Source organism: Legionella birminghamensis, from assembly GCF_900452515.1.
Classification (GTDB): Bacteria; Pseudomonadota; Gammaproteobacteria; order Legionellales; family Legionellaceae; genus Legionella_C; species Legionella_C birminghamensis.
The window spans coordinates 797817-815943 of record NZ_UGNW01000001.1; the positions used below are offsets into that span (position 1 = coordinate 797817).

Consider the following 18127-nt stretch of genomic DNA (forward strand, 5'->3'; position numbering starts at 1 on the left):
ACCGTGAGTTTCCAATCACCGAATCCCCGCGGCATCGACCGCGGGGCCTATTCTAAGTTGCTAGGGTTACGAAAGTAAATCCTGAGATCTCGTTGTCCCCAGCTGATTTCCCGATAAAATCGGTTTATTTCTTTCGCAAAACAGCATAACACTGCCAATGACTGCCGCAGGCATTGAAAAAAGATTTAGCAAGGGAATAAAACTGGCGAAATTAATGGATAAACCGAAACCCAGGCTGAGTAAGCGGTTTTCTTTTATCATTTCCCGCATTTCTTTAAAACCAACCAGATTATTATCCATTGCAAAATCCTGATATTGAATACTGAGCATCCAGGCATTAAACCAGAACCATAAAATTGGATAGATTGGATGAATAATCGGAATAAAAAATAAAAGGCAAATGCCCACAAACCTTGGTAAGAAATAAACCAGAAATTGCCCCTGGCGTTTGATAGTACGCCACAGGATTTCTTTGAAAGACAGCCCAGGGATAGTACTTTTATACAGCATCATCTGCGCTTTTTCTGCCAATAGGCCGTTGAAGGGCGCTGCAATTAAATTGAAAAAAACCGTAAACATGGATAAAAAAAGCAGAAAGAAACTGATATAGAAAAAAACTAAAAATACAATATTCAGAAAGTGGAGCCAGGAAGGAAGCCGATCCAGGTATTCATAGGCATAGGGAAAAAGGTAATGATAAATCAGATAGAACAATCCAGAAAACAATAAAAAATTAAACAGTATCGGCAATACAACGAAACGTTTCAGCCCTTTGGCAAAAAGATGACGAAAGCCTAAAGGCAGATACATCATTCCCAAAAAGAAATCATTCATAATTGCCCTCATTATTCTTATTTTTTAGTATAGAAAATCGTAGGCTGGGCTGTAAAGCCCAGCATCTGGACGATCAGGCAAAATGACCAGGTTGCGGCACTGGCTCTTCCTCCTTCTCTTTCCCGGGCTTACCCCAGAAAATCGAAGACCAGGAATGTTCAGGTTTTGAATAGATTGCAGGCACTTTCGATGTACCATTTTTAATATAATCCTTAACAAATTGAGCAATATCATCAATTTGCTCTTCCCGCATTTCTGTTTCCTGCTGTAGTTCAATGCAACTAAATACACGGTAATGTTCTTTAATCGCTTCAACTGCATCCGGAAATTCCTTTTCAAAAAAGTTCTCTTTGTCAGTACTACCGCGGTATGCGGCAAGTAACTGATCCAGGCAATATTCGGTCATTGTGGAGGTGTTAAAGGTAAAGGCTTTGCGAGTAAAGCAAAATGCGCCCTTACGTCCGTTACCCGCTTCTGAGATTTGCCCATTTTCCGGGAGTTGTCCCCAAGCTGTGAGTGAGGAGTAGATATTTTTAAATTTTTGCTCCTTCATGTCTGCAGCAGGCGCGTCCGGTTCAAAGCGTGGTTTTTTCACTGCCTGACCAAGGCCTTTGAGGGCTGCAATCAGGGGGGAGCAAACGAAGCCAAGTACCAGGGCAAGCAGGACGGGCACTACTTTTCTGAAAAATAAAATGCTGGCGCTAATCGGTAGAGTAACTGCCAAGGCAAGTCCGTAACCCCAAAGTCCAGCAATTTTGGACAGCTGATCGCGTTTATCACCTGCCAGACCAGAAAACACCGGTAATTCCAGTGCAGCATTCAGTAATGAACCCGAAAGGCTCAGCCAGCTGACAACATTATGATAAACGAATTTTGCACTGAGAATTGTAAACAGGGCAAACGCACCCAGGATAGAGCCGAAAATGATTCCCGGTAATCCGAGCAGACTTTTACCCAGTAGAGAACGTTTGGCTTCCTCCTGGCGATCCGGATAGGCGAATTCATTTTCTTTACTTAAACCCAGGTTCGTGAGTACGATAAAAGTCCATCGGCCGCTTTGAATGCTGTTAACAAGTACCTGCACAATACCGGAAACAGTCAGAGCAAAGGCTCCAGGTATGCCTCCCAGCAGAAGGCCGGGTGCACCAAAGAGGAAACGGTCCGCAAATGAGCGAGGTTTTTTCGACAAGGGAATTTCTTCCTCTGGCGAAGCCGTCAGGTTTGCCATGGTTACGAAGCTCTCGACGCTGGTTTGCCAGCTTTCAACGACAATACGCTGTCCTGCAGCCAGTAAGAGGGCAAAACCTGCGGTGATACTTCCGAAAATCAGACCGGGAAATCCCCATACATATTTTTTGATGGCTGGACGTGAGTCCTGATCCAGACCGCCATCAGCCTGTTCATTCTGATGACGCAATAGATTATAAGCGGAAATGCTCAGACTGGCTGCAGTCGCAAAGGAGTTACTGATTGATCTGCCCAATCCAATCGCCACACAACCTAATACACCGGCAACTGAACCCAATAAAATGCCCGGGAGTCCGAGGATCTTATCAAGTGAAGACCTTGCTTTGCCTCCGGTTTTCAGGTGGCTATCTTCAGGCAGTACCTGATTAACCATGCCTTTGAACAAGGTGGTGCCAGTGATGATGCTTTCAATCAGGGCGCGTCTGCCAATAGTGAATACTATAGCTGCAAGCCCGCTGATACTTCCTAATAAAAGGCCGGGAAAACCAAAGCCGTATTTACGGATATTAGGGCGTTGATCATGCTGCAGATCACCCTGGATTGTTTCCCCATCATAATTCACGGCATTGATGGCAGTGACGGTAAGCTTATAAGCGGTTTTAAGTGAGTTACCGAGACTGCGCCCCAGAATCACCGTCGCCAGCCCCAGACTTCCTGCCAGTGTTCCAATAATTATTCCAGGCAAGCCCAGACCGTATCGATGGCTTGGCCGGCGTGCATCGTTTAATTCAATCTTATCTTCCTTATCCAATACAAGATTTGTGACGGCGGCAAAACTATGAGCCGCACTGAGGAGTGAATTGCTGAAGATTCGCATCGCGCCAACAGCCAGAAAACCAATACTTCCAAGGACCAATCCGCCCATTAACCCTGGCGCACCAAACAGATATTGATCAATAAAACGGCGTTTATCCGAAGACTTTTTAATCTGATCGTTTTCATGCAGGGCTTCATTGATAAGGATTATGGCCACTTGCCTGCTGGTTTTGGCTGTTTCAATAATTATTCGTCTGGAAACAGCGATGAGGAAACTGATGCCGGCGGGAATAATGCCAAGCAGGAGTCCTGGGAAGCCGAGTATATAGGTCTGGAGCAGGGGTCTTTTTTCATGCTGCAGTCCTGCTTTGAGTTCTTCCTCTTTATGGACTGCAACATTAATTCCCGTAACACTGAGGCTGATTGCCGTTTTAAACGAATTGGTAATAATTCGTCCAAAAATCACATCAATAAAACCAACAGCGCCGGCTATACCGCCAAGAATAATGCCGGGTAGACCCAGTCCATAAGTGATGCGCGGCGGTCGGGAATCGATATTGAGACCCAGGTTTTTAAAGCGGTCTTCTTTATGCAGGGCCAGATTGGTCACCGAGGCAAAGCTGTGGGCGGCGCTCTCAATCGAATTGATAACAATACGTGCTGCTCCGACAAGTAGAAAACCCGCGAAGCCGGCAATGACTCCACCGATTAACCCCGGAATGCCGAAGACGAAGCGATCAAGCGGACTGCGATTTCTATTTTCCAACTCCATGGTTTCATTTTCAGGTAAAGCCTGGTTGGTAATGGCGACGAACCCTTCCTGCAGGGACATAAAGCTTTCAGAGATAACGCGCCCTAGACATCCCAGGGTGAAAGCCAAAGCCCCAGTAAAGAGGCCGACAATCAGACCAGGAAACCCAAGAAGAAATTTCCCAAGAGGGGATCTTGAATCATTTACGATATCATATTTAAGGGCATCTTCTTTATGAACTGCCAGGTTATAGGCCGCATTATTCATTCCGATGATGGTTTTTACCGAGTTACTGACTACTCGCGCGGCAATAATTGCCATGAAACTCAGGCTTCCGGAAATGATACCTGCCGCCAAACCGAATACGCCTAAAACATAGCGATCGACAAAGCTTCGCGGCAATTGCAACGGGTAGGTAATCTGATCTTCCTCTGCCAGCGCTTGATTGCTGATAGTAATAAACACCGTTCTCGTAGTTTTGACGCTCTCAATAAATATGCGTCTGATACTGCCAAGACCAATTGCCAATAAGGCTGTAAACATTCCAAGGACTAAGCCGGGAAAGCCCAAGATGTATTTTTGCAGAAAGGGGCGGCGATCGTTTGCTAATCCGCCTGCTAATGGCTCATAGTCACTCCGGGTTAAATTGGCCCCGGAAATAGTAAGCTCTTTGCCAGTTTTCCATGAATTACTTAGGATTCGGCCAAAGCCCGCAGCGGTAAATCCCAAAGCCCCCAAAAGGATTCCAGGGAGGATACCGAATACACCAAGCAGATATTTCTGTGCCCATGGACGCCTGTCATTAGAATCAATTTGATCTTCTGCGTCTAAAACAAGATTGGTTTCAACTGCAAACAGATAGGCTGTAGTTTTATAGGAGTTGGAAATGATGCGTCCAATTCCGATAATCCAAAATCCCAGTGCCCCGGCAATTCCTCCAAGGATAAGGCCGAAAATACCGAGGATATATTTTTGTACGACAGGCCGTTTATCCTGCTTGAATTCCCATTCTTTAAATTCATCTTCTTCATCAAGCGCAAGATTGATCGTGGAGACAAAAGCATAGGGAATTGTTTTAAGGCTATTTGTGATTACACGGATAAAGCCAATGAAGGCGGCTGAGACTAATCCTAATGAAGTTCCCAATAACAGTCCAGGCAATCCATAGATAATCCGGTACCAGGCCATGCTTCCTTCCGGGGAACGCAGTTTTTTGCTGGGTATATCAAGTAGGGCCAGATTGGTTGCCCGAATGTAGAAACTGATTAGAAGCAATGTCGAGTTGTAAATAAGAGGCGCAAGGGTTAATGCCAAAAGCCAGCTAAAGATAGTCAGTGGAAAGACAGTCAGGGCAATTTGTCCAAAAATATTTAAATCCGAGGGTTTTGGGGGTGTTTTTTTGAATATTTCCTGCTCGATTGGAGCAGTTTTCTGGGCGATGAGGTTAAAGTGGGCTCTAAATGTATCGCGCAGGAAATAGAAGCAAATTTCGCCAATTCGTTTTAACCCGCTGAATAGACTATAAAAAAGATATCCCAGCGCATGTGCCGCTTCAATCAGTAAATCACCCATATTCTGCAAACCCTGTTAGTCTGTGGCTTGTGTATTGTATTTATTTTGTTTTTTGTAGTCAAATGATGTGCAGTTTTGAGATGAAAGTTAACAATCAGTTTACATAATTTTTTAAAAAAAAGCAGGGTTTTCTATAATTAAAAAATAAACATTAAAATCAGGAGAAAAACCATGGCAAGAGCGATATGGAAAGGCGACATTTCATTCGGTCTGGTTTCTATTCCTGTCGGCATTGTGTCGGTTGAAGAAAGGAAGAGTTTAAGTTTTCATTTAATTGATGCCAAGGATCATGCGCGAATTCGCTATCAGCGTGTTAATAGCAATACCGGTGAAGTGGTGGATTGGAATAATGTGGTTAAAGGTTATGAATATGAAAAGGATCAATACCTTGTAGTCGATGAACAGGCTTTCGAAAAAGCAGGGCCGGATGTGTTTAAATCGATTGATATTGAAGAGTTTATTGATGCTAAGGAAATAGATATTTTGTATTTTGACAAGGCTTATTATATTGTCCCGGAAAGTAAGAATAAAAAGGCCTATGTTTTACTGCGTGAAGCCTTAAAAAAGACGAATAAAGCGGGGGTTGCACGCGTTATTATTCGCACTAAGGAATACCTCAGCTTGATTATTCCTCACGATAATGCCCTGGTTCTTAATTTAATTCATTTTAAGGAAGAAATTCGCGACGAGGAGGATTTGGGTTTTCCAGCGGATAGTTTAAAAAATTATAAAATTACCGACCGTGAGATAAAAATGGCTGTTTCTTTAATTGAAGATATGACCAGTAAATGGGAGCCGGAAAAATACCACGATGATTATCATGAGGCACTGCAAAAATGGATTGATTCCAAAACAGAAGAACTATCCAAAAGCCCCAGGAAAGCCGGTGCAAGAAAGCAGCAAAAAGAAGATGTGGTCGATTTTATTAGCCTCTTGAAAAAGAGTATGGGTAAGAAGGCTAAGGACAAGGAGGGGGGATCCCGTAAAAAGGCTTCTGGAAAATGAGGTGGAGAATCCGCGACTTCTCGCGGGATCCAGCAGGAGCCAGGCATGGGCCCCGCGGTCGGTGCCGCGGGGATTCGGATTTTGGAAGGTTTGGATTATGCGAATTCTCAACCCGCCTTCGCGCGGCTTTGGCCAACCCGGCATCGCCGCGGCTTTGACCAACTCGACTTCCCGCGGCTTGACCGCGTGGATTCGGAGATTGGCTTCCTAGATATTTTGCATACACAATAAGGATTTACACTAATATTCATCAGGAATACACGTATTTCCTTTATACACTTAATAGAGAATATTACTGAGGTACCATAACGGTAATAAAAGGACTGATAAATGTATAAATGGATGTATTGTTTTATTATTTTCTGCAGTTTTCTAGGGGCTTCAAACTATAACTGGGCATCAGCACCCGGTAATAAAAAAGTAACCGTGACTTTATTTCAATGGCCTCTGGCAGATGTTGCAAAAGAGTGCGCACGACTTGGCAAAGCAGGTTATGGCTATGTTGAAATCTCACCGGTTCAGGAGCACATACGGGGCCCGCAGTGGTGGACCTCCTATCAACCGGTAAGTTACCAGATAGCAGGACGTTTAGGAGACGAGGAAGCGTTCAGGAACATGGTTGCCCAATGCCATGCGGCCGGTGTCAAAGTGATTGCCGATGTAGTGGTTAATCACATGACGCGGGGTTATGGTGTGGGTACTAACGGCACGCGCTATAGTAAATATGATTATCCCGGCACCTACCAGGTACAGGATTTTCATTGGTGCCGAAGCAATATTAATGATTACTCCAATCGGGATAATGTGCAGAGTTGTGAATTGGATTCCCTGGCTGATCTGGATACTGGAAGCGATTATGTGCGCGGTAAAATTGCAGAATTTTTGAATCATTTGATCGCACTGAATGTGGATGGATTTCGTATTGATGCTGCAAAGCACGTTTCTGCTGAAGATTTGGGAGCTATCCGTGCACGTCTGAGCAAAAATATTTTTTGGGTGCAAGAGGTTATTTACAGTGAAGGAGAAGCAGTTCATCCGGAGGAATACCGTCATCTGGGAGATCTGGATGAGTTCCGCTATGGGCGGGATCTCAAGCGTATATTTGAGCGGGAAAAACTGGCATATTTGAAATCCTTTGGTGAATCCTGGGGCTATTTGCCAAGTGATATTGCACGAAGTTTTATTGATAACTGGGATACAGAGCGTAACAGCTCCAGCCTGACTTATAAGGATGGTGATAATTATCTGCTGGCGAATATTTTTATGCTAGCCCATCCTTATGGCTCACCGAATGTCTATTCCGGTTATCGCTTTAATCATTTTGATGCAGGACCGCCCGTGACCAAAGTCTGTTCAAGGGATTGGGTATGTCAGCACCGCATACCGGCAATTGCCAATATGGTTAAATTTTATAATGCGGTGCAGGGCGAGCCTTTAAGTGATTGGTGGTCGAATGAGAATAATGCCATTGCCTTTGGCCGCGGCAATAAAGGCTTCGTAGTGATCAATCACGAAGATTACACTATCACGGAAACCTTTAAAACCTCGTTGCCTGAGGGTGTTTATACGGATGTGATTCATGGAAACAGCTTTTCCGTGGATAAAGCAGGACGCTTTACGGCCACGGTGGAGTCTAACGATGCCCTGGCCTTATACGCCGCCCTAGCGCTTCAGTAAAATTTCAAAAGGCAAGTGTCTGAGAACCTTGCCTAAATCCAACTGATTATCCACTGAATCCCATGTATCATGCGACAACAAAGAAATATACTGCCCTTGCGCTATCCCATGCAAATTATTCTCGGTTAATCGCTCGCTATTCCAGATCTCGCCAGGGTTAATCAATCGGCTTAACCAACGGTTGGCGAGAATAATCAGGGTGGCGTCCTCATGCGCTCGCTGAAATGCGATTACATTATCGCTGAACTGTCCTTTAATCATTAAGGACTTATAATTGCCTTCTACTAACGGTTTATATTGCTCCCGTAAAGCCAGTAGCTGGCGGGTTAAATTATATTTGATTCGCCCGTCCTGCCAATGCCCCAGTAATTTTGACAAACTTTCATTGCTGACTAAGCCACTTAATTTTTGATAATCAACAGGACGACGATTATCCGGATCGACCAAATCAAATCGCCAGCTTTCATTTCCCTGGTAAAGATCCGGAATACCAGGGGTGGTGAATTTGATCAGGATCTGTGACAGGGAGTTATGCATTCCGTAAAAAGCTGTTTTTCGTTCAAAAGAAGAAAAGCTCTCCAGAAAAACATCATCGTTCAAGAGTTGCTTAAAAAAATTCAAACAGGCTTGCTCATAGTGTTCATTAGGCTCATACCAGCTGCTTTGCAGCTTTCGCTCACGCATGGCTTTGATCAGAAATTGCTGAAACCGGTCTTCCAGATCAGTATTGTCAAATTGAAGAGGCCAGATTCCCAATAAAGATTGGTAAATGGTCATTTCATCGGTTGCATCAGGGGCGGACTTTATTTTTTTAGACTGATTATGGCTATGCCATTGCTTTAATAATAAATTCCATTCTTCAGCCAGCTCGCTTAAGACATTCAAACGTGCGCGAACATCCTCGCTGCGTTTGGTATCATGGGTTGAACTGGCATTTAAGCTATAAGGCCAATGGGCTTGCCTTACAGCAATAAATTCATGAAAAGCATCCAAATCGCCGCTATGCTCAAACCATTCAGGGGAACTGCCTACTTCATTTAATGAAAGCAGGGGGCTATAATTATATCCAGCGGTATCCTCAAAGCCTTTTGCCATCAGTGGCCCGGTAAATACTTCCCAGTGATTACGCCATTGCTCCCATTTTGTTTTTTTTGCGGCATCAAACCATTCGGGGTAATTACCAATAAGTAAATTTTTAAATAAAATACCTATTTCCTGCTGTTTTGCCGGCAGTTCTGTCAAAATAGTTTCCAGGATTTTTTTTGAGTAGCAGCGAGAGTCTTCCTGATGATAAAGCCGGTAAACCGGCATCCGTGATGAAAATTCAATCAGGAAAGCCCTTAGTTGCTGCGGATTAAACATAGAAAACAGCGGAATCAGCTCTGAATGGAGATAGTCAAATTCTTTTGAAAACAGTTTTTCTATTACCAGGGAGAGGGATTGAATTCTGATTGACTTCATTGACTGAGATTGGCCGGTAATTTTGCCGTAAACTGTTTTTAATTTTTTCAATCCTTGGGGATCTACATAAATTTGATTCAATTGATTAAGCCAATCATATCCGGTGGTTCCAGCTATGGGCCATGATAGCGGCAGGTTTTCATCGAAGCCAAGAATTTTTTCAACGACTATATAAAAATCCCTGGCGATTTTAGCTTTTAATGTCTTTAAATAAGCCAAAGGCTGTCTCAGGCCATCAATGTGATCAATACGTAAAGCCTGTATTTTATATGTTTTAATTAGGTGGATAATCAATTCATGAATATGGCTAAAAACCTGCTCCTGTTCTGTTTTCATGCACACTAGTTCGTTGATATCAAAGAAGCGGCGGTAACTCAGGTTGCTCTTATCTGATAGATCCCATTTGATATCAAAAAATTCGCTGTAGGGAGATTGTTTACCCTCCTTAAGAACACTCTGCCACAGTGGATTGTGAGAACTGGCTGCCATATGATTAGGTACAATGTCTACACAGAGGCTCATACCATAACGCGCCAATGCTTCAGTCAATTGATTAAATCCTTCCTCCCCTCCCAGCTCTTTATTCAATTGCTGATAATTGACAGTATCATAGCCATGCGTGCTACCAGGCTGGGCTTGTAGAATTGGTGAACTGTAAACATCGCTAATACCCAGTTGATGCAGATAGGGAATAAGGCCGCTTGCATCTTTGAAGGTAAAATTTGGATGGAGTTGCAAACGATAGGTGGCCAGCGGGATATGCATCAGACCTCCAGATTCAGCTCTTTGCCAAGCTCGGTGAGCAGAGGCCTAAGGTTTGCGGTGGATAGAAGCTGCTTTACCATATTTTGCAAATGCCAGTAATTAATCTTCAGGGGTAGTGTGTTGATTTGGCGAACGGTAGCAATGACTGCATTAATTAAATCCATGTCATCAGGGGTTTTTTCAAGGTCGACAGCATAGGCTTTAAATCGTTTCCCTGCTTCAAAGCGAATAGCTTCATCGAGTTTAATGTTGAAACGTTTCACCAGTTGCAAAAGATTGTCTAATTTTTCCTGGTCTCTTTCATCCTGTTTTAAGTAATTCAAAATATCCTGATTGATAATATAAGTGATTGACTGGGCCACTGCCTTGGGCAGAGGCATTTGAAGATCTGAGATAAAATACAAAAGTGCTGCATTATTGCTAATGAATTCATGGTAGCGATTTTCGAGCTCGCCAGTAATGGAAGACAATATCTGATCCGTAATCTGGCGTTTCATGTCATAGAACAGATCGCGCAACGAGGTGGTTTTTTCACCAAAATGCTGATCAAAGAGCTTGACCAGCTCGAAAATCTCCCCTTTCTCAAAATACTCGTAAAACTCATCTTCCATACTTTCGAGCTGGTCGTCAGGATTGCGGATCGCGCAAAGCAGGTTTTGATCACCCTGGTAAAGAAGCGCATACCAGACCTCAATGGATTCGGAGGTAATTTGTGACTGTACCTCCATAAGACCCGAATATAATTTCACTTTGCCGGCTTCAGCCCGCCTTGACTCACTTAAGTTAATTTCATAGCAGAACAGGCCAATGTTTTCATTATATTCACTGAAAGGTAAGCTAGCCGCCAGATGTGCGGAAACGTTGAATAAATCGATGATCAAAGGTTTGATATAGGATTGATAAATTATTGCCCCATTGGCAAGCTCTGGCAGATTAGAAGGGATTTTCTCCAGACGTTTGATAAACTCCGGTTCGAAATCAATATCCACTAACTCTCTGGCTAATTGCATAACCCGGGCGGCATATTTTAAAATCTGGGTTGTCTCAAGGCCCGATAATTCATCAAAAAACCAGCCGCAACTGGTATACATGAGCATGGCATGCCGCTGTAACTCCATCCATTTTAAAACCTGAATTGCCTCTTCTCTGGAAAATTGCCGTCTAAAATGGCTTTGCAGAAAATGCTGCTGTTGACTGCGATCGTTGATGACTTCAATATAGTCATTTCTGGCTGCCCAGGGATCAGTGATCAGCTTCTTAAGATTGGCTTCAAAAAGGGGAATGAGCTGATCGCGCAGCCAATCCAGTGCGTCTCTCAGGGGGCCCCGCCATTGCTGATGCCAGTCTCCACGTGTACTGCAACCGCAATCACTGCGCCAGCGTTCAATTCCGTGTGCACAACTCCAGGAGGAATTTTCATGAATTTCGACCTGATATTCAGGCGGCTGTAGCTCCAGGAAACGGGCATAATTACAGAGGTCGACCCCCTCGGTGTTCTCGATTATGTTTAACGCATAGGCCAGACCCATATCGCCATGCGGATGATGATGGCCATAGGATTCCCCATCAGTGGCAATATGCATTAGATTATGTTCTGTTTTCTGCTCGGGAAATGAATTAAGCAGGCGATGCGCAAAAGTTTCCCCCTGCGTCAGTAACTTTTCAAAAGCGACTGCTTTTGATACCTCACCATCATAAAAAAACAGGCTGATACTTCGCCCGGAAGGGAGTTGCTGCTGATAAGCCGTACCCGGGATAATGCCCTCTGTCCACTCTTCTTCATCAAAATGTTTATAGCGCCTGGCCTGGTTGGGAGCAAGAATGGTAAATTGAATTCCCAGTTCACTCATCAGATCGAGTGTTTCCAGATCGACCGCGGTTTCCGGCAACCATAAGCCTTCAGGCTTGCGCTTGAAATAATGCTCGAAGGTTTTTATACCCCAAAGCAGTTGTGTGTATTTGTCCTGCCGGTTGGCAAGCGGCATAATCATATGATTGTAAGCCTGGGCAAGTGCATTTCCATGGCCATTAAATTGCGCTTGGCTCTTCTCATCTGCATCGATAATGGAAGCAAGCAATTGCGGATCCTGATCGCGTATCCAGGAAAGAAGGGTAGGGCCAAAGTTAAAGCTGATTTTTTGGTAATTGTTCACAATATCGCTAATCTGACTGGCGCTATTTAAAATTCGGGAACCGGAATTGGGTAAATAACATTCATCGTTAATGCGCTCATTCCAATCGTGATAAGGGGAAGCTGAATCCTGTGCCTCAATTTCCTCCAGCCAGGGATTTTCCCGCGGAGGCTGGTAAAAATGTCCATGTATGCAAATATAATTAGCCATGATGATTATCCTTAAACAGTAGAAATCCAAAAGGGGGGATAGACTGGCTTAAATTTTCCTGATGGTTTTCTGTCCATTGTGTGTCGTAAGAGTGCAGAATCAATGCCCAGTCGCTGAGCAGATTGGTGTCCATCAAATGAGTTTGCTCCGAAAAACTGGCAAGGATTAAAACAGACTGACTGTCATGATGCTTCACAATGCTCAGCCATTGGCGCTCTTCATCCCATTGGATGGTCTGTGCATCTTTATCCATGCTGCTTATTGCTTCGAATGATTTACGAAGATGAATCAGTTGTTGGTAATATTTCCATAAGTGTTGATGCTTTGCTTGCTGCTTTAAGGCATGGTTAAGTTTGCTGGCCTCAAAGGTTTTTGTATCTTGCGGGTCAGAAAGTAAATGATTCGGCTCATGGGCAAATTCCCTTCGCCTTCCCTGGCGAACTGCTTCAATTAATTTGGGATCGGAATGGCTGATGAAATAGAGGAAAGGCGCGGGTTCGCCATATTCCTCGCCCATAAAAAGCAGGGGAATGAAGGGAGCTGTCAATAATAAACCTGCGCCCAGCTTTAATTTTGCATCGTTAACCAGCACGCTCAAACGTTCACCCTGCGCCCGGTTACCAATCTGGTCATGGTTTTGCAAACACACCACCAGACGTTCCGCAGGAATATCAACTGAACTCCTTCCATGCGGCCTTTTGCGAAAAGAGGAGTATGCTCCTGAATAGACAAATCCTTCCCGCAAGGCTTTCAGTAAATGCGCAAAGCGGCCAAAATCCTGATAATAATTCTGGGTTTCCCGGGTAAGCAGGCTGTGGAGAGCATGATGGAAGTCATCATTCCATTGCGCATGCATTCCAAAACCGCCCTGGCTTTTTTCAGTAATAAGCTTTACATCATTCGCGTCATTTTCTGCGATTAGATAAAGCGGCTTCCCAAGCGCCTGCGACGTTTGATTAACCGCATCCGCCAGTTGTTCAAGAAAAGGATAAGCCGAGGTATCAACAATGGCATGCAAAGCATCAAGGCGAAGGGCGTCAATATCATATTCAATAAACCAGTGCAGCGCATTTTCGATGAAATAACGACGCACATGGTGGTTGTACTGATCATCAAAATTAAGCATCTGCCCCCAAAGTGTCTGATACTTATCGGTAAAATAAGGTCCAAACTGCGAAAAATGATTGCCTTCCGGGCCAATATGGTTGTAGACCACGTCCAGAATCACTGCAATATTGCGTTCATGGCAGGCCTGAATGAGGGCTCTCAATCCTTGTGGGCCGCCATAAGAGTTCTGGACTGCAAAGGGATAAACCCCATCATAGCCCCAATTACGCTCCCCAGAGAATTGTGCGATGGGCATGATTTCAATGGCGGTAATCCCTAAATCCTTTAATTCATCCAAATGATCAATAACGGCGGTAAATGTACCTGGTTCAGTAAAAGTACCGACATGCAATTCATAAATGATGTAGTCGCGAAGTGGTCTATTGGTCCATCTTGTAGTGATTTGGGGCTTTTTGATAATTGCTGAAGGACCATTTATTCCCTGGGGAAGAAAATCAGCCGCGGGGTCAGGAAAATGGTGGTTAGCGAATAAATAATAATAGCAATCGCCGTCTTCCACCTGATCCAGGGCGAGAAAGTAGTATCCATCTTCCATTTTGACCATGGGAAAAACACGCGTTTCTCCGCGGGAATTAATCAGTTCCAACGCAGGTTTCACCGCATTGGGTGCCCATACTTTAAATTCACAACGGCCCTTGGCATTCAAATTAGCGCCTAATGTACGGTTACTTATTTTATCCATTTATAAATTACCAGGCTAAGTCCAGGGATGGTTAATGTGAGCGAATGAGGGCGATTATGAAAAGGAAAGTGTTCTGTTGCTGGACTGTGATTCATATTCTGCCCCGCCCCCCCGTACTGGCTTGCATCACTGTCCAGGAGCAATTGCCAGTTGCCGGGTTGTGGGACGCCGAAGCGGTAATTGCTTCGGCATACTGGCGTGCAATTGAAGGCTATTAATAGCAAATCTCCCCCACTTGATTTGCGGATGAAACTGTAAACGCTGTTATCCGCATCGCTGCAATCAATCCATTCAAAACCATGGGATTGCCAATCGAGTTCATGCAAAGCCGTTTCTGAACGGTAAATCTTGTTCAGATCCTGCACCCATCGTTGCAAGCCCTGATGGATTGGAAAATCAAGTAAATGCCAATCCAGACTGCTTTCATGATTCCATTCGCTGTATTGGCCAAATTCTGAACCCATGAATAATAATTTCTTTCCGGGCAAACAGAACATATAGCCGTACACCAGGCGAAGATTGGCGAATTTAGACCATTCATCGCCAGGCATTTTGTTAATGAGTGAGCCTTTCCCATAAACGACCTCGTCATGTGAAAGGGATAATGTAAAATTTTCGGTAAAGGCATAAATCATACGGAAAGATAATTCATGCTGATGGTAGCGGCGGAAAACCGGGTCGCGGGAAAAGTATAAAAGCGTATCGTGCATCCAGCCCATGTCCCATTTGAAGCCAAAACCCAGGCCGCCAAATTCTATAGGCGCTGAGACGCCAGACCAGGCCGTGGATTCTTCCGCAAACATCTGGATATCAGGAAAATTACGGTAAGCGGTTTTGTTCAAAGTCCTTAGAAAATGAATGGCTTCCAGATTCTCATGGCCGCCTTTTTCGTTGGGCAACCATTCACCCTCCGCCCGCGAATAATTGAGATAAAGCATAGACGCCACTGCATCAACTCGAATCGCATCAATGTGATATTTTTCCAGCCAGAACATTGCGCTACTGATTAGAAAAGCCTGTACTTCATGACGTCCATAATTAAAAATGGCACTCTTCCAATCTGGATGAAATCCTTTGCGGACATCCGAATGTTCATAAAGCTGTGTGCCATCAAATTGTGCCAGGCCATGGGAGTCCATAGGAAAATGAGAGGGAACCCAATCCAGAATGACTCCAATGTCCTGTTGATGCAGATAGTCAATCAAGTACATAAAGTCCTGAGGATTTCCAAAACGCGCAGTCGGGGCAAAATAGCCTAATGTCTGGTAACCCCAGGAGCCGTAGAAAGGGTGCTCCATAACGGGAAGAAATTCAACGTGGGTAAATCCCATTTTGCTTATATAATCTGCCAGTATGGGAGCGAGCTCGCGATAAGTCAGGTAACGGTTATTTTCCTCCGGTACCCGCCGCCAGGAGCCCAAATGCACTTCGTAAATGGAGATGGGAGAGTTTAAGCTTTGCCTGGACTTTCGTTTTTCTAGCCAATCTTTATCATGCCACTGGTAATTCAAATCCCAAACGATAGAGGCTGTGCAGGGAGGCGTTTCCTGATAAAAAGCAAAGGGATCTGCTTTTTCGCCTGCAAAATGGTGCTGCCTTGATTCAATGAAATATTTATAGAGATCACCCATTTTGGCTCCAGCGATGAAGCCTTCCCATACGCCTGATTTTCCACATGAACTCAAAGGATGCTTTTTATTATTCCAATCGTTGAATGAACCAATTACCGAGACATAGGATGCATTGGGAGCCCAGACAGAAAAATAAACCCCCGCCACCCCATTCCTCGTCTGCGGGTGGGAGCCTAAATGATCATATAAACGAAAATGAGTTCCTTCATTAAACAGGTGAAAATCCAGATCGCTAAAAAGACTTTGGGAAGACGTATGACCGCCCTTACGTTGCTGATGGATAGCATCCAGTTGTTCGCTAATGGTAGACATTTGTTTTATTTGCTCCAGGGAATAATGAAGTTTCCTTTGCCAATTAGGGGCTTTTGCTGCATTGGGTATATTTTGCGGGTTGGTCTCATTCCATAGGTCTTCAATATTAATCAGTTGCAGGGCAGCAGGACTTTTTGCCTGCAGCAGCCAGAGAGAAAATAAAAGCCTGGAGTCATCAGTATTTTGTTTTTTCAGAACAGTTCTTATTTTCTTTAAGTGTTGTTGGCGCTTGCGATGCATTTTCCTGGCATATTCTTTGTCAATTAGCCCTAATTCCTGAAAGCTATGAATGTCCAGGGCCTGTGCCCAGGCAGTAAACGGCGGCATGTCATGGGTGTTAATGCTGCTTAAGGTTTTACAGGTGTCGGGAATTAACTTTTGTTTGGCATCAAGGACATATTGTAAAACATGCATGCCTATCATGCTGTGGCGTTTCATCAATTGGGTCGTTTCTGGCGGTACTGCGCCCAGATTTTCACCGACTAGCATCACACGATGGCGCTGCGATTCCAGGCTCAAAATGGCGTAAATTTCCTCGGCTGGATAGTTGAGATAAGTGCCTTCACTGGCAGGGCTTCCGTTTGGGATTAAATATAAACGGTTAAAGCCCATCACATGGTCAATGCGCAGGACATCTACCTGTTTGAAAATATTCTGAATCAAGCGGATAAACCAGGAATAGCCTTGATCGCGCAATTTTTCAGGGTTTAAAGCTGGCATGCCCCAATTCTGGCCTTCAAGAAATAAAGGGTCTGGTGGTGCTCCAATATTCGCTTCGCCCAGATAAACGGACTGCCACCGCCAGACATCAAAGCCATCGCGATGGGCACCGATAGGCAAATCAAGATAAAGAAGCTGGCCCTGTTTATTTAAATCCACTTTCAATTGGCTGAGCTGTTTGTGCATTTGCCATTGGGCAGCCAGGTGATATTGGTAATTCTCAACGGGAATGTCCTGCTCGTTTAAGTTGCCCTTTCTTTGGGCTAAGGGCCAATCTCTCCAGCATTTGCCTGTATGTTCAACATTGGCGCGAAAAAGGGCATAAATTTTGACCTCAGGATTTTCATCCACAAACTGCTGTAGGGCCTGCTGATTTTCAGGAGATTGCAGCATTATTTCAAACTGTTTACTGGCAATCTCGCGCTTTAATGAAGCGGTTTGCTGGTAATCTATTAAGGATTGCGCGTTTAATTGATCAACGGATGCCGAAAACTGTGGATCCATTGAGCCTAATTGGTTTAAATCCAGATACAACTCATTGGGAAATAAACGGCTGACTGGCGAATAGGGGCTAGGCTCGCAAGGTGAGTTTAAAAAAGAAGAGAAAAGGGGAGTCGTGGCGACAAGCTTTAATTGATGGTCGGCCATCCACTCAGCGAGTATGCTCAAATCACCCAAATCTCCACAGCCAATACTTTTCCTTGAATGCAGGGAGTAAATCGGGCAGAAAAGGCCAAGCATTTTTTTCTGGCATAAATCCTCAGGAAAATAAATGGTTTGCGGCGCCGAGATAATCAGGCTTTGATATTGCCTATCGCCAATAGTAAGGCTTAGTTGATGATAACCAAAAGGCAGCTTGGGTAATTTGATGTGTATCTGATTGGTTCCTTTACTGGTGATCGTCTTCTGGAAAGTGAGTCCTTCCTCAGTGATTAAGCGCCAGTTGATTGCTTTTGATACCTCTTTTTTTGGCAGTTCCAGTTTGAAAGAGAGCGCTTTTTCATTCCATACGATGTAAACGGGTTGCATTAATTTTCTGAGCTGCTTTTGCTGGTATTGTTTAAAAACCGGAATTGCCTCATCAAGCGAGTTAATTGGATAGCCGAGCATGCGCAGCAAGGCCATTAGCGTATGTGAAGAGGCCTCTGTCTGTTTTCCCCATGCATTCTGATAACTGGTCATTAAACCTAGCTTCGCTGCCAGTTGTTTTAAAGCATTTATTTCAGCGTCCATTGCCAGCATA

General features: G+C 44.2%; 8 protein-coding genes. 2 read left to right on the forward strand and 6 right to left on the reverse strand.

Annotation, left to right across the window (positions count from 1 at the left end; all coding sequences use genetic code 11):
* Nucleotides 1-66: 66 nt before the first annotated feature.
* Both cysZ and DYH42_RS03475 read right to left on the reverse strand, forming a co-directional pair.
* Nucleotides 67-834: a sulfate transporter CysZ gene (cysZ, locus tag DYH42_RS03470; protein ID WP_083503198.1), complete on the reverse strand. Its 768-nt coding sequence runs from the start codon at nucleotides 832-834 to the stop codon at nucleotides 67-69.
* 73 nt (nucleotides 835-907) lie between these two features.
* A complete protein-coding gene (locus tag DYH42_RS03475) occupies nucleotides 908-5161 on the reverse strand; it encodes a hypothetical protein (RefSeq protein ID WP_058524924.1) in 4254 nt (1417 codons plus the stop codon).
* Nucleotides 5162-5332: 171 nt separating this feature from the next.
* Between DYH42_RS03475 and ku the strand changes: the two genes are divergently transcribed.
* The gene (ku, locus tag DYH42_RS03480) at nucleotides 5333-6166 is read left to right on the forward strand and encodes a non-homologous end joining protein Ku (RefSeq protein WP_058524923.1); all 834 of its coding nucleotides are present in this window, start codon (nucleotides 5333-5335) and stop codon (nucleotides 6164-6166) included.
* A gap of 330 nt (nucleotides 6167-6496) precedes the next feature.
* Complete coding sequence (locus DYH42_RS03490) at nucleotides 6497-7843, forward strand: alpha-amylase (protein ID WP_083503197.1); 1347 nt, start codon at nucleotides 6497-6499, stop codon at nucleotides 7841-7843.
* Here the strand turns inward: DYH42_RS03490 and treY are convergent.
* Genes treY through glgB form a run of 4 tightly spaced genes read right to left on the reverse strand, consistent with a single transcriptional unit; the run spans nucleotide 7829 to nucleotide 18126 of the window.
* Nucleotides 7829-10069, reverse strand: coding sequence for a malto-oligosyltrehalose synthase (gene treY / locus DYH42_RS03495; RefSeq protein WP_058524921.1), 2241 nt, complete (start codon nucleotides 10067-10069; stop codon nucleotides 7829-7831). The genes DYH42_RS03490 and treY overlap by 15 nt on opposite strands.
* Nucleotides 10069-12411, reverse strand: coding sequence for a DUF3536 domain-containing protein (locus DYH42_RS03500; protein WP_058524920.1), 2343 nt, complete (start codon nucleotides 12409-12411; stop codon nucleotides 10069-10071). Before DYH42_RS03500 ends, treY begins: the two co-directional genes overlap by 1 nt.
* On the reverse strand, nucleotides 12404-14221 hold the full coding sequence (gene treZ / locus DYH42_RS03505; RefSeq protein ID WP_058524919.1) for a malto-oligosyltrehalose trehalohydrolase: 1818 nt from the start codon (nucleotides 14219-14221) through the stop codon (nucleotides 12404-12406). The genes DYH42_RS03500 and treZ overlap by 8 nt, the downstream gene beginning before the upstream one ends.
* The gene (glgB, locus tag DYH42_RS16530) at nucleotides 14209-18126 is read right to left on the reverse strand and encodes a 1,4-alpha-glucan branching protein GlgB (protein WP_157062413.1); all 3918 of its coding nucleotides are present in this window, start codon (nucleotides 18124-18126) and stop codon (nucleotides 14209-14211) included. Before glgB ends, treZ begins: the two co-directional genes overlap by 13 nt.
* Nucleotide 18127 lies beyond the last annotated feature (1 nt).

Excerpts from the sequence above, each read along its gene's own strand:
- cysZ (WP_083503198.1), bottom strand. The coding sequence starts at position 834 with ATGAATGATTTCTTTTTGGGAATGATGTATCTGCCTTTAGGCTTTCGT.
- DYH42_RS03475 (WP_058524924.1), bottom strand. The coding sequence starts at position 5,161 with ATGGGTGATTTACTGATTGAAGCGGCACATGCGCTGGGATATCTTTTT.
- ku (WP_058524923.1), top strand. The coding sequence starts at position 5,333 with ATGGCAAGAGCGATATGGAAAGGCGACATTTCATTCGGTCTGGTTTCT.
- DYH42_RS03490 (WP_083503197.1), top strand. The coding sequence starts at position 6,497 with ATGTATAAATGGATGTATTGTTTTATTATTTTCTGCAGTTTTCTAGGG.
- treY (WP_058524921.1), bottom strand. The coding sequence starts at position 10,069 with ATGCATATCCCGCTGGCCACCTATCGTTTGCAACTCCATCCAAATTTT.
- DYH42_RS03500 (WP_058524920.1), bottom strand. The coding sequence starts at position 12,411 with ATGGCTAATTATATTTGCATACATGGACATTTTTACCAGCCTCCGCGG.
- treZ (WP_058524919.1), bottom strand. The coding sequence starts at position 14,221 with ATGGATAAAATAAGTAACCGTACATTAGGCGCTAATTTGAATGCCAAG.
- glgB (WP_157062413.1), bottom strand. The coding sequence starts at position 18,126 with ATGCTGGCAATGGACGCTGAAATAAATGCTTTAAAACAACTGGCAGCG.